This is a genomic window from Nocardioides sp. LML1-1-1.1 (genome assembly GCF_040676175.1).
GTDB lineage: Bacteria > Actinomycetota > Actinomycetes > Propionibacteriales > Nocardioidaceae > Nocardioides.
The window spans coordinates 12,969-25,559 of sequence record NZ_JBEGHK010000008.1; the positions used below are offsets into that span (position 1 = coordinate 12,969).

General features: G+C 70.7%; 11 protein-coding genes. 9 read left to right on the forward strand and 2 right to left on the reverse strand.

The genetic code is table 11. The features are described from left to right. Positions 1–23 precede the first annotated feature (23 nt). Genes MRBLML1_RS21920 through MRBLML1_RS21930 form a run of 3 tightly spaced genes read left to right on the forward strand, consistent with a single transcriptional unit; the run spans position 24 to position 3,018 of the window. Complete coding sequence (locus MRBLML1_RS21920) at positions 24–905, forward strand: SDR family oxidoreductase (RefSeq protein ID WP_364520101.1); 882 nt, start codon at positions 24–26, stop codon at positions 903–905. Beyond that, a complete protein-coding gene (locus MRBLML1_RS21925) occupies positions 906–2,174 on the forward strand; it encodes an acyl-CoA dehydrogenase family protein (RefSeq protein WP_364520103.1) in 1,269 nt (422 codons plus the stop codon). It abuts the gene before it with no gap. Position 2,175: 1 nt separating this feature from the next. Next, positions 2,176–3,018, forward strand: coding sequence for an alpha/beta fold hydrolase (locus MRBLML1_RS21930; protein WP_364520105.1), 843 nt, complete (start codon positions 2,176–2,178; stop codon positions 3,016–3,018). A 17-nt stretch (positions 3,019–3,035) separates the two neighbouring features. On the opposite strand, the gene MRBLML1_RS21935 is transcribed toward MRBLML1_RS21930, so the two are convergent. Next, entirely contained in the window at positions 3,036–4,232 is a 1,197-nt protein-coding gene (locus MRBLML1_RS21935; RefSeq protein ID WP_364520107.1) for an AraC family transcriptional regulator, read from the reverse strand. Between MRBLML1_RS21935 and MRBLML1_RS21940 the strand changes: the two genes are divergently transcribed. From MRBLML1_RS21940 to MRBLML1_RS21965, 6 genes are all read left to right on the forward strand, one after another. Further along, positions 4,224–5,753 carry an aldehyde dehydrogenase family protein gene (locus tag MRBLML1_RS21940; RefSeq protein WP_364520109.1) on the forward strand — a complete coding sequence of 510 codons (1,530 nt, stop codon included), beginning with the start codon at positions 4,224–4,226 and terminating at the stop codon, positions 5,751–5,753. The two genes, MRBLML1_RS21935 and MRBLML1_RS21940, sit on opposite strands and share 9 nt — an antisense overlap. Before the next feature lie 113 nt (positions 5,754–5,866). Beyond that, positions 5,867–7,411, forward strand: coding sequence for an acyl-CoA synthetase (locus MRBLML1_RS21945; RefSeq protein ID WP_364520111.1), 1,545 nt, complete (start codon positions 5,867–5,869; stop codon positions 7,409–7,411). Continuing rightward, entirely contained in the window at positions 7,408–8,301 is an 894-nt protein-coding gene (locus MRBLML1_RS21950; RefSeq protein WP_364520113.1) for an SDR family NAD(P)-dependent oxidoreductase, read from the forward strand. Before MRBLML1_RS21945 ends, MRBLML1_RS21950 begins: the two co-directional genes overlap by 4 nt. Further along, entirely contained in the window at positions 8,298–9,005 is a 708-nt protein-coding gene (locus MRBLML1_RS21955) for an Abi-alpha family protein (RefSeq protein WP_364520115.1), read from the forward strand. The genes MRBLML1_RS21950 and MRBLML1_RS21955 overlap by 4 nt, the downstream gene beginning before the upstream one ends. Then, a complete protein-coding gene (locus MRBLML1_RS21960; RefSeq protein WP_364520117.1) occupies positions 9,002–10,273 on the forward strand; it encodes a DUF445 domain-containing protein in 1,272 nt (423 codons plus the stop codon). The genes MRBLML1_RS21955 and MRBLML1_RS21960 overlap by 4 nt, the downstream gene beginning before the upstream one ends. 36 nt (positions 10,274–10,309) lie before the next feature. Further along, on the forward strand, positions 10,310–11,302 hold the full coding sequence (locus MRBLML1_RS21965; protein WP_364520119.1) for an alpha/beta hydrolase: 993 nt from the start codon (positions 10,310–10,312) through the stop codon (positions 11,300–11,302). On the opposite strand, the gene MRBLML1_RS21970 is transcribed toward MRBLML1_RS21965, so the two are convergent. Then, the gene (locus MRBLML1_RS21970) at positions 11,299–12,507 is read right to left on the reverse strand and encodes a TetR/AcrR family transcriptional regulator (protein ID WP_364520121.1); all 1,209 of its coding nucleotides are present in this window, start codon (positions 12,505–12,507) and stop codon (positions 11,299–11,301) included. The genes MRBLML1_RS21965 and MRBLML1_RS21970 overlap by 4 nt on opposite strands. Between the last annotated feature and the right edge of the window lie 84 nt (positions 12,508–12,591).

Sequence of the window (12,591 nt, forward strand, 5' to 3'; positions counted from 1 at the left end):
ACCCACTCCATGGAGGTTCCCTGATGGGACAGCTCGACGGGCGCGTCGCCCTCATCACCGGTGCCGGCCGCGGCATCGGCCGCGAGCACGCGCTGCTCTTCGCCCGCGAGGGCGCCAAGGTCGTCATCAACGACCTCGGCGGCGCCAATGACGGTGCGGGCACCGACGCCGGACCCGCTCAGCAGGTCGTCGACGAGATCGTCGCCCTCGGTGGCGAGGCGGTCGCGAACACCGACAACATCGCCACCTGGGACGGCGCCCAGGCGGTCGTCGACCAGGCGATCGACCACTTCGGTCGTCTCGACGCCGTCGTCAACAACGCCGGCATCCTGCGCGACGGTTTCATCCCGACCATGGAGGAGTCGCAGTGGGACTCCGTCGTCCAGGTACACCTGAAGGGCCACTTCTCCGTGCTGCGTCACGCGGCCGCGTACTGGAAGGCGGAGACCAAGGCGGGCCGCACGCCCAACGCCTCGGTGCTCAACACGGCATCCGGCTCGGGCGTCACCCTGCCCAACGCCGGCCAGTCCAACTACGGCGCCGCGAAGGCCGCCATCGCGGCCCTCACCCTCGTGGCCGCTGACGAGCTGGCCCGCTACGGCGTGCGCGCCAACGCGATCGCGCCAGTGGCCCGCACCCGTCTCACCGAGGCGACCCCGGGCTTCGGCGACATCATGCGCTCCACCATCGAGGAGGGCGTGGTCGACCCGTTCCACCCGGCGAACATCTCGCCGCTGGTGGCCTACCTGTCCACCGCCGACTGCCCGATCACCGGCCAAGTGTACGCGGTGCAGGGCGGATCCATCCAGCGTCTGCAGGGGTGGACGGCGCTCGACCTCGTCGAGACCGACGATCCTTGGACGATCGACGCGGTGCGTGACGGCATCGAGAAGTGGGGGAACTGAATGATCGCGTGGTCCGAGACCGACGAGGCCATGCGCGAGGCCGCTCGCGACTTCATCGACAAGGAGGTGCGCCCGAACCTCGACCAGCTCGAGACCGGTGAGCTGCCGCCGTACGACATCATCCGCAGCTTCTGGTCGGCCTTCGGCATCGACGCCATGGCCGGCGATGCGGTCGAGAAGTACCTCGCGGGCCTGCGGCGTCGCGAGGAGCGCAAGGCCTCGGGTGAGCCGAAGCCCGAGCGCTCGAAGAAGGAGGGCGACTCCGGCGGCGGTCTGCAGGGCGCCGAGTCGATGGCGGTCGCCATCATCAGCGAGCTCGCCGGCGTCAGCCTGGGCACCGTGGCGTCCATGGGCGTCTCGCTCGGTCTGTGTGCGGCGACCATCGCCAAGAAGGGCACGTTGGCGCAGCAGGAGCGGTGGCTGCCCAAGCTGGCGAGCTTCGAGCACGTCGGCGCCTGGGCGATCACGGAGCCCGACGCCGGCTCCGACGCCTTCGGTGGCATGCAGACCTACGTCAAGCGCGACGGCGACGACTACCTGCTCAACGGTCGCAAGACCTTCATCACCAACGGGCCTCACGCCGACACCGTCGTCGTCTACGCCAAGCTCGACGAGGGGGACGGCGCTGACAAGCGCGGCCGCAAGGTGCTCGCCTTCGTGCTCGACAAGGGCATGGAGGGCTTCACGCAGGCGAAGGCGTTCAAGAAGATGGGCATGATGAGCTCGCCCACGGGTGAGCTGTTCTTCGACAACGTGCGCCTGGGCCGCGACCGTCTGCTCGGAGAGACCGAGGGGATCCCCGGTGACGGCGGGGCCAAGTCCGAGGTGCGCGATGCGTTCGCCGCGGAACGTGTCGGTGTCGCCGTGCTGGCGCTCGGCATCATCAACGAGTGCCACCGGCTCTGCCTCGACTACGCCCGCAACCGCACGTTGTGGGGCAATCCCATCGGCGACTTCCAGCTGGTCCAGCTCAAGCTGGCCCGCATGGAGGTGGCGCGCATCAACGTGCAGAACATGGTGTTCTCGACCCTCGAGCACATCCGTGCGGGCAAGATGCACGACCTCTCGGAGGCGTCGGCGATCAAGCTGTACTCCTCGGAGGCCGCCACCGAGGTCGCCATGGAGGCTGTACAGCTCTTCGGCGGCAACGGCTACATGGCCGAGTACCGGGTCGAACAGCTCGCCCGAGATGCCAAGTCGCTGATGATCTACGCCGGCTCGAACGAGATCCAGGTGACGCACGTCGCCAAGGGCCTGCTCGCAGGCTGACGTGCACGCCACCCGAGCCCGGTACGCCGGCTGGACCACGCGACGCTGGGAATCCCCCGGGGTCGGCACTCCCGTGGTGCTGCTGCACGGCTTCACCGACAGCGGCCACAGCTGGTCCGGTGTGCTGGGAGCCCTGGCGCGGTCGGGGAGGTCGGCCGTCGCGGTCGACCTCCCCGGCTTCGGGTCAGCCGACGTCCTGGCGCCAGGGCCCATCCTTCCCCAGCTCGACCGGTTCGTCGCTGACCTCGTCTCCGTCGAGGGACGCGGTGGACCGGTCGTCCTGGTGGGCAACTCCCTCGGGGCGCTCGCCGCCTTGCGAGCAGCCGCCGCCGGGGCGCCGCTCGACGGCGTCGTCCTGCTCTCCGAACCCTCGTGCGGCGACCGCGCCCTGATCCGCCTCTTCCGGCGCCGGCGACTCGGACCACTGGCCCTGCTCGGGCTCCCCGTGCCGCTGCCGCGGCCGATCGTCCACCGCCTGCTCGTGGCGGGCGCCGCGCGCGCGGTGGGCCGAGGTCCCCTCGATCCTGATGCACCGAGTCGGATCGCCGACTTCGTGATCGGTCGCGGTGGCCCCGCCTGGGCGCTGCGCACCGCCCGCCAGCTCGCCCTCGAGAGCATCGACTGCCACGACTTCGACGCCGTCACCTGCCCCGTGCTCGTGGCTCACGGCGCCCGCGACATGATCATCCCGGTCAACTCTGCGGAGCTCATCCACGCCCGGATCCCGCACAGCGTCCTCGACGTCCGCAGGCGCTGGGGTCACTGCCCCCAGATCGAATTCCCCGACGAGGTCGCGGCCGCGGTGCTCGGCTTCGTTGACGGCGTCGCGCGGCGCACAGCCTGACCTGCCTGTGGGGAAGGTCAGGCTGTGGTGCCCCGTTGCCTGGCGAACGAGCCCGGCGCGACGCCCTTCCAGGCCTTGAACGCCCGGGTGAAGCTCGACGCTCCGCCGTAGCCGAGGCGGTCGGCCACCTGCTCGACGGTGAGGCCCGAGAGCAGCAGCTCCTCGGCGAGGAGCCCCCAGGTCTCCTGGGCGAGCTCGCGATAGGTCGTGCCCTCATCTGCGAGCCGTCGACGCAGGGTCCTCAGGCTCACGTGCAGCGCCGCCGCCACGTCGACCTGGTCGGTGGTCACCCGGCCCCGGGCGAGCACCTCGCGCACCTCGGCCGCGAAGCCGGTGCGGCGCCGGCGCCGGGTCAGCAGCTCTGCGCACGCCCGCTCCGCCTCAGCGGCGGCCTCGGGCGATGCCGTCGGCACGGGTTGGTCGAGCAGTGAAGGGTCGAAGTCGAGCCAGCAGTCGTCAGCCTCCCAGGTCGGTTCGACGCCCAGCAGGTCGACGTAGCACCGCACCCGCTCCGCATCGTCCGGGCGCGGGTAGGCGAGCCGAGCCGAACGTGCCGGCAGCGCCGCGAGCCCTGTCAGGGCCTGCACGACAGCACTTGCCGCTTGGAGATCGCGCTCGACGAGGAAGGCGACCAGGTGGGGAGGGATGTCGGACGGGTTGAGCAGCAGTCGACCTTCATCGCCGACGACGGCGAAGACCGGGCGGAGGAAGCTGTAGGTCAGCTCCGCGTAACGGGTGCCGATATCGAGCGCGGCGCCGAGATCGGCGCTGTTGAGCACCGCGTAGGACCACAGGCCGTGCAGTCCGAAGTGGTAGCGACGACCCGCCACGAATCCGAGCGTCGGGACGTCGACCAGTCCGATTAGGTTGTCGATCAGCCTCAGCTCCTGGCGTGCGTCGATCTCCGCAGACGGGTCGTGGATCTGCAGCAGGTCGAGGCCGGTGTCGCGCAGCAGGTCCTCGGTGCGGGCCCCGTGCTCGGTGCCCAGGGCGACCAGCAGGGCAGCGCTCGCCGTCGGTCTGCGCTGCTGCCAGCTCGAACCGCTGACCGGGGCCGGGGCGTCGTCGTCCATGTCGTGACCATTGTGGCGCGACGGCACGGTGGGTGGGGTGCAGACGCGGCCGGTGGACGGCTGGCCGAAATCGCGAAGCGCTTGGCCCGCTCGGTGATGGTCGTCACCAGTGGCGGTGCCTAGGTTCGGCGCATGGTCCACACCGATGCCCTCGACCGGGTCGAGGCGATCCGGGTCACCAACCCCGTCGACGGCACGACCGTGGGGGAGGTCCCGCAGATGTCGGGCCGCGATGTCGAGGTCGCTGTGGCGGCGCTGCGCGAGCACCAGCAGGCGTGGGAGGGGCTCGGTGCCGAGGCCCGCGCCGGCTGGCTGCGCCGCTGGTCCGACTGGCTGTGGGACCACGAGCTCGAGCTCGTCGCCCTGCTGCAGGCCGAGACCGGCAAGCCTCGGGTCGAGGCCGGTCTCGAGCTCGGCATGGCGATGGACCTGCTCAACTACTACGCCAAGCGCTCGAGTCGCTTCCTCGCCGAGGACACCCCGCTGCCGCACAACCTCCTGACGTCGAGCCGTCGGCTCCGGACGGTGCACCGGCCCTACCCCGTGGTCGGCGTGATCGTGCCGTGGAACTTCCCGCTGGGCTTGGCTCTGTTCGACGCGGTGCCGGCGCTGCTCGCCGGTGCGGGAGTCGTCCTCAAGCCCTCGGAGTTCACGCCCGTCACCGTTCGTCGCGTCGTCGAGGGGTGGCGGGAGATCGGCGCTCCCGGCGTGCTGACGGCAGTCACGGGTTACGCCGAGGTCGGTGAGGTGCTGGTCGACACGGTCGACTACGTGCAGTTTACCGGTTCCACCAGGACCGGTCGCCTGGTCGCGGCCCGCGCGGCCGCGCGGCCGATCCCGTGCGGTCTCGAGCTGGGGGGCAAGGACCCTGCCCTGGTGCTCGACGACGCCGACGTCGACACCGCGGCCCGCGGCGTCGTGTTCGGCGCGCTCTCCAACCTCGGCCAGATGTGCACCTCGATCGAGCGCGTCTACGTGGCCGACAGCATCCACGACGCGTTCGTCTCGCGCGTCGTTCACCAGGTGCGCGGTCTGCGGCAGGTCGCTGACACCGGCCATCGCACCGACCTCGGTGCGATGACGACCGCCGCGCAGGCCGATCTCGTGATGGCCCATGTCGCCGACGCGGTCGCCAAGGGCGCCACGACCGTGCTCGGAGGCGAACGCGACGGCCAACTGGTCCGACCGACCGTGCTCGTCGACGTCGATCACACGATGGACGTGATGACGGAAGAAACCTTCGGCCCGATCATCCCGATCATGCGTGTCGCCGATGATGACGAAGCGGTGCGTCTGGCCAACGACTCCGAGTACGGACTGTCCGCATCGGTGTGGACGTCGAGCACCTCCCGTGGTCGCGACGTCGCGGCTCGAATCGAGGCAGGTGCCGTGGACATCAACGACGTGAGCATGCACCTGGCCTGCTTCCCCGTGCCGCAGGCCGGTTGGAAGTCCTCCGGCGTCGGGGGCCGCCTCGGCGGTGCCGCCGGCGTCCGGAAGTTCTGCCGCCCGCAGGTCGTGACGACCTCGCGGGCCCACCAGCCGCTGGTCAGCCGACTGGCCTGGCACCCGTACGGGCCGCTGAAGGCCGTGCTCCTCGAGCGATCCCTGCGTGCGCTGACCGCGCGCGGATCACGCCGTCTGAAGGGAGGGGCGCGATGACGCTCCCAGGGCCGGGCCGTGTCATCGGCCGCGTCGCGAACGAGGCCGCGTGGGCGCGTGCTTGCCAGCGGGCAGGCATGTTCGGGCTCGAGTCGCCAGTCACGGTGGCGAGGATGCTCGCCGGTCTCTACCGCCACGGCCCGGTCGGAGGCCTGCTCAGCGCGGGCGCTGCCCGGCACGGTCGTCGGATCGCGGTGATCGACGAGCACGGCACGCTCACCTTCGCCGAGCTCGACCGTCGTGCGAACGCGATCGCCAACGGCTGGCGAGCAGTCGGCCTGAAGCCGGGGGACGCCGTGGCGATCCTGGCTCGCAACCACCGGGGATTCCTCGAGGCGGTGTTCGCCGCCGCCCGTTGCGGCTCGCGCATCGTGCTGCTCAACACCGACTTCGCCGGACCGCAGCTCGTGGAGGTCGCGACCCGTGAGGGCGTCGATCTCCTCGTCCACGACGAGGAGTACACCGACCTGCTTGCCGGACTCGAGCCTCGCTTAGGGCGTTTCATCGCGTGGCGCGAGGACGACGCGGGTCCTCCTCCCACCGACAGCCTCGACGGGCTCGTCGCCAGCCATCCGGGTTCTCCGCCGCCGCGGCCCGGCACCCATGCCCAGCTGGTCCTGCTCACCAGCGGCACCACCGGAACCCCCAAGGGCGCACCCCGCAAGGAGCCGTTGTCGCTGGCGCCCTTCGGCGTCCAGGTCGAGCGGATCCCCTTCCGTGGGCGGGGTGTCACCGAGATCCCAGCCCCGATGTTCCACACCCTCGGCTTCGCGCACGTCCTGCTGGCGCTGGCTCTGGGCTCGAGCGTCGTGCTGCGCCGCCGCTTCGATCCGCAGGCCGTGCTCGACAGCATCGAGACCCACGGAGTGACGTCGCTGATCGCCGTCCCGATCATGGTGCAGCGCATCCTCGAGGCCGAAGAGGCCGGCGAGCGCCCGCGGGACCTGTCGTCGCTGCGAGTGGTCTTCGTCGCCGGGTCGCAGCTCGGCGCCGCGCTGGCGACGCGAGCCCTCGATCGCTTCGGCCCTGTGGTCTACAACCTCTACGGCTCCACCGAGGTCGCGTACGCCACCATCGCCACCCCCGAGGACATGCGGGCCGCGCCGGCCTGCGTCGGCCGACCCTTGCGTGGCACGACCGTGCGACTGCTCGACGACGACGGCCGGGAGGTCGCGGCCGGTGAGACCGGCCGTGTCTTCGTCGGCAACGGCATGCAGTTCGAGGGCTACACGGGTGGCGGCTCGAAGGAGATCGTCGACGGGCTGATGAGCTCCGGCGACGTCGGCCACTTCGATGAGGCGGGTCGTCTGCACATCGACGGTCGTGACGACGACATGATCGTCTCCGGCGGTGAGAACGTCTTCCCCGGCGAGGTGGAGGAGCTGCTCGTCACCCGGCCTGAGGTCGGCGAGGTGTCGGTGATCGGCGTACCGGACCCCACCTACGGCCAGCGGCTGGTGGCGTTCGTCGTCCCGGCGGCGGGCGAATCCGTGGGACCTGTCGACGGTGAGGCGCTGCGCACCTTCGTGCGCGACAACCTCGCCCGCTACAAGGTGCCGCGGGAGGTCCGCGTCATCGACACGATGCCGCGCAACCCCACCGGCAAGGTACTCAAGCGCGCATTGCGCGAGATGGCAGCAGAGGAGATGGCGGGATGACGAAGCGACAGGGCCTGCGCGACCTCGACGGTCGCACGGTCGTGGTGACCGGCGGAGCGCGTGGCATCGGAGCCGCGATCGCCACCCGGATGCACGAGCGGGGAGCGAAGGTCGCGATCGCCGACATCGACGGCGAGCAGGCAGCACTGACAGCCGCAGGGCTCGGGGATGACGCGATCGGACGCAGTGTCGACGTGACCGACCGCGCCGCCTTCGCTGCCTTCCTCGACGACGTCGAGGCCACGCTCGGGCCGCTGGCCGTGCTGGTCAACAACGCCGGCTTCATGGTCGTCGACTCCTTCCTGGACGAGGACCCCGACCGGGCCGACCTGCAGATCGCGCTCAACCTGACCGCGGTGGTCCACGGCGCGCGCGAGGGTGCGCGGAGGATGAAGGCGAACGGAGGGGGCCACATCGTCAACGTGGCTTCGGCGGCCGGTCGGATGGGCTTCGTCGGTGTCTCGACCTACTGCGCCACCAAGTTCGGCGTCCACGGTCTGAGCGAGGCGTTGCGTCGCGAGCTGCACGGAACCGGCATCTCGGTCTCGTGCGTGATGCCAGGACTGGTCGACACCGAGCTCATCTCAGGTCTCGACAAGACGCGGCTGCTGCCGACCGTCACTCCCGACTACGTGGCCGTCCGCGTCGTCCGCGCTGTCGAGCGCGGGCGATTCGCCGTGTTCACGCCGCGGATCATGCCGCTGTTCGTCGCCTCGAACGCCATCGTGCCGATCGGTGTCATGGACCGACTCATGCGGCTGCTCGGTGGTGACACCCTCATGCTCGGTGGTGCCCACTCGCCCGGGCGTCGGGCCTACGACGCACGCACCGGAGAGCCTGGGGCGGTCGCGCCCGTCGATGAGGACGTGACCGCGCAGCAGCCGGTGTGAACGACCGACTCCCGGATCATCGCCCGCAGGCGCGACCCGTCGCGCCCGAGGTGATCGGCGCCGCCCGGTGGGTCATCGGCACCGCCGGCCGCTCGACGGCGCTCGTCGCCGGCTGGTACGAGCGGCAGGCGCTCGGACTGCTCCGCGCCCGCATGGACGCCGTCGCGCCGCCGCGGGCGGAGCGGCCCGACCGTCCGGTCGAGCTCGGACCCGGTGAGCCCGACCTCGGGGCGAAGCTGGGTCGGCTCCTCCGTCAGGCGCTGGAGCAGTCGTCGTCGCAGAGCCGTGAGACGCTCTTCCACCGGGTGCTCGACCAGCTGGTGCCGGACGAGGCCCGCATCCTCGCTGCCCTCTCCGACGGCAGCGCCGCCCCGGTCGTGTCGGTGTGGGTGCGCGCTCGCTCAGGACGCGCCGCCGAGCCGGCGCTCGAATACGCGTCGCTGGTGGGCCGCAGCGCGAGTCTCTCGCTTCCTCAGCTCACGCCCGTCTACGTCGGCCACCTGCTCGCTCTGGGGCTGGTCGAGATCGGTCCGGAGGAGGACGACCTCGGCCCCGACTACGAGGTGCTGCTGGCCGATCCCACGGTGCTGCGTGCCGTGAAGGCCTCGACCCGCGGACCGCTGCCCGCTCGGATCGAGCGCGGGAGCCTGCGGCTCTCACCGCTCGGGAGCGAGCTGTGGGCGACCGCAGGGGGAACCAGGTGATCGCCCCGGACGTGCTCGTGCCGTGGGTGCAGACCTGGGAGGAGATCCGTGTCGACGCCTCACTCAACTGGTTTATCTACCTCTCGATGCCCTTCGTCGCCGCCCTCGTCGGGTACACGACGAAGATCGTGGCTCTGCAGATGCTCTATCGCCCCCTCGAGTACCGCGGGATCGGTCCGATCGGCTGGCAGGGCGTGGTTCCGCGACGTGCCGGCAAGACGGCCGCGGTCACCATCGAGATGCTCACCGAGCGCTTGCTGCGACCGGAGGAGATCCTTGAACGGGTCGATGCGGCCGAGCTGGTCGAGGAGCTGCGCGAGCCGCTCGTCGGTCTCGTCGACGACCTCGCGCGCGAACTCTGCGAGCAGCTGCGACCCGGCCTGTGGGAGTCGATCCCCGAGGTCGGACGACGAGCCGTCGTCGCCAAGGTGCAGCGATCAGCCCCACGCGTGGTCGACAACCTGCTGGACGAGATGCGCGCCGACCTGACCCGTTTCGTCGACCTGCAGTACCTCGCGGTCAACATCCTGGTGCGGAACAAGACCCAGCTCAACGACCTGGTTCGCGGCATCGGTCGCGGTCCGCTGCGCTTCATCCGGCGCAGCGGGATCTACTTCGGCTTCGCCATCGGCCTCGTGCAGATGGTCGCCTGGGCCTACTTCCACGAGCCGTGGATCATGCCGGCCTTCGGCCTGTTCGTCGGATTCGCGAGCGACTGGCTCGCCCTGAACCTGATCTTCGTGCCGCGTGAACCACGCCATTGGCTCGGATTCGTGCCCGTCCACGGGGTGCTGCACGCCCAGCGGGAGCAGATCACCCGCGACTACGCCCGCATCCTGGCGCGTGACATCTTCTCGACCGAGGTGCTGCTGGACAGCGTGCTGCATGGGCCCACCTCCGATCGACTCTTCGCCGCGATCGACCGGGAGATCTCCGATGCCGTCGACTCGCAGCTAGGTCTGGCGCGGCCCGCCCTCACCCTCGCGATCGGCACCCGCCGCTACCGCGACCTCAAGACCTCGGTGGTCGACCGCCTCGTGCAGGCCATCCCCGAGACCATCGAGTCCGCCCGCGACTACGCGGAACGCACCCTCGACATCGAGCAGCTCATCATCGACAAGATGCGGCAGCTGACCCCCGAGCAGTACGAGGGGATCATGCGCCCGGTCTTCAAGGACGACGAGCTGCTCATGGTCACCGTCGGCGCCGTGCTCGGCTTCGCCGTCGGTGAACTCCAGGTGGTGCTCGTGGAGCACCTGAGCCGATGAACCCCCGCCCGCACCGCGGGAGAGAGAAGGAAGACGATGACCCTCACGCGCCGCATCCCCACCCCCGCTGCTGCTGCGATCGCGGCAGCCGCCCCTCTCGGGGAGCGTGCCCTGATCGACGCCTCGCGGGCCGGCGCAGCGTGGGCCCTGGCATCGCGGGCCTCCTGGACGACCCGGCGCCGCCGCACCGAGCTGCTCACCTGGGCGATCCCTCCGGCGCCCGGCGTCCGGGTGATGGAGGGGACCCTCGGTGGGCGACCGAGCGAACGCTACGAGTCGGCACATGCCCGGCGCGGGGGAGTGCTGCTCTACCTGCATGGCGGCGGATTCACCGTGGGCAGCCCGCGCGGTCACCGTTCCATGGTCACGCGCCTGGCCGCCGCCACCGGGCTCGTCGTCCACTCGCTCGACTACCGACTCGCGCCCGAGCACCCCTTCCCCGCCGCCCTGGACGACGTCTGGTCGGCCTATCTCGAGCTGCGCGAGGTGGAGGAGGAGAGGGCGCGGCACGACGGTGACCGCGCCCAGGTCGTCGTGGGTGGTGACTCGGCGGGCGGAGCGCTGTCGCTGTCGCTCGCCGTCCGGGCGCTGGCCCGCGACGTCCCGCTGCCAGCGGCCCTGGCACTGGTGTGCCCGGTCGCAGACCTGACAGAGGATCACGGCCCGCGTCGACCGTACGGTCTACGCGAGCCGCTGCTCACGCGCGAGCGGATGGACGTCTTCGCCGGTAGCTACGCCGCGGGCTGTGACCGCACCGACCCCGAGCTCTCCCCCTTGCTGGCGGACGACGACGTGCTCGGGAAGCTGCCCCCTGTCGTCCTGGACTCGGCGGGGGACGACCCGCTGCGTCTCGACGCCCAGTTGCTCGCAGAGAGGTTGACGGCGCTCGACGTGCCCTTGGATCACGTGCACCACGAAGGTCGCTTCCACGACTTCCACCTGCTGGCCGGCGTGGTGGCCCCGGCGAGTGCGGCGGTCGAGGGGCTGGGGGCTCGGCTCCGCGCGGCGCTCGCCATGCCGGTGGTTTAGTGACCGGCGATGCCGAGGGTTGCGCAGCAGACCGCGTGCAGGTCGGCCGCGATCGCCACGGCCGATCGGCCGTCGGTGCCCAGCAGCGGGTGGCGCGGCGTGAGGTTGGCGACCGCGAACGTCGCATGGATGCGAAGGCGTGCGCGGCCGGCGTCCTCGTCGCCATGGACCTGGCGCAGCATCGTCGCCCAGGCGGCCTCGTAGTCCCGCTGCTCCTGGGCGATGCGGGCACGGTCGGCGTCGGGCAGGTTCTGCACCTCCGAGACGAGGATGCCGATCAGTCCCGGGTGGCGCACGGTCAGCCCGATGTAGGAGGACACGAGGGCTCGCAGCACCGTCTCAGGTCCGCCGCCGAGCTCGAAGGCGCGATCGAGATCGAGGCGCAGCCACTCGGCTCCCCGCATCATCGAGGCCACCAGCAGGTCGGACTTCGTGGCGAAGTGGTTGTAGACGCTGGTGCCGGTGATACCGGCTGCCTCACCGATCTCGTCCATGCCCACCCCGGCGTACCCCTGCTCGGCGAACCGATCGATCGCCAAGCGGAGGAGCTCCTCGCGCCGCGACGTCGGAGGCTCCATGAGGGAAGGCGGGATCGGTGGCAGCTCAGTGGACGTCAGGTCACGCCCGAGGCGGTCCAGAGCCTCGACGACCATGGAACGGAGGCTGACCACGGCCTCGGCGCGAGCCAGCGGAGTGCGGTGGAAGGAGGGGCTCGCGACGATGCAGGTCGCCGTCCAGGCCTCGGCGAGGCTCACCGGCCGCTCGAGAGCGGCACGCAGCACCCCCCGGACCAACTCCACCAGCACGCCCATGCGCGTCTCTGCGTCGAGGCGGGCCGCCTCGTCGAAGTGCCGGATCTCGCGAGCCCACAGGACGCCGAAACCGCGGAACTCGATCCCGATGGCGCAAAGGTCCTCGAGGGGGTCGTCTGCGTCGTGGCAACGCACGATCGCCTCGGCGACCTCGACTAGGCTGGTGTCGACGATGTCCTGGAGCAGATCCTGCTTGGTCCGGAAGTGGCGGTAGAGCGCCGACGGGCCCACGGCGACGGCGCTCGCGACGTCGCTCATCGAGGTGCGGTCGTAGCCGCGGTCGATGACCTGCTTGCGCGCGGCACGCAGGATCAGCAATCGCCGGTTTCGGGGTCGGCGCCCCCGCTCGGGCATGGCGCCCGGTGCGAGAGCGGAGGTCGGGTCGATCGTCACGGGCTGGGACTCCGTCCTGGGGGCCTGCCGCAGGCGACGGCGACGTGAGATTCACTTACGTTGGATTCAAACAGGGTGGCGAGG

Bases quoted from the DNA above. Each gene is read 5' to 3' on its own strand.
- MRBLML1_RS21920 (WP_364520101.1), top strand. From the start codon at position 24: ATGGGACAGCTCGACGGGCGCGTCGCCCTCATCACCGGTGCCGGCCGC.
- MRBLML1_RS21925 (WP_364520103.1), top strand. From the start codon at position 906: ATGATCGCGTGGTCCGAGACCGACGAGGCCATGCGCGAGGCCGCTCGC.
- MRBLML1_RS21940 (WP_364520109.1), top strand. From the start codon at position 4,224: ATGGTCCACACCGATGCCCTCGACCGGGTCGAGGCGATCCGGGTCACC.
- MRBLML1_RS21945 (WP_364520111.1), top strand. From the start codon at position 5,867: ATGCTCGCCGGTCTCTACCGCCACGGCCCGGTCGGAGGCCTGCTCAGC.
- MRBLML1_RS21950 (WP_364520113.1), top strand. From the start codon at position 7,408: ATGACGAAGCGACAGGGCCTGCGCGACCTCGACGGTCGCACGGTCGTG.
- MRBLML1_RS21965 (WP_364520119.1), top strand. From the start codon at position 10,310: ATGACCCTCACGCGCCGCATCCCCACCCCCGCTGCTGCTGCGATCGCG.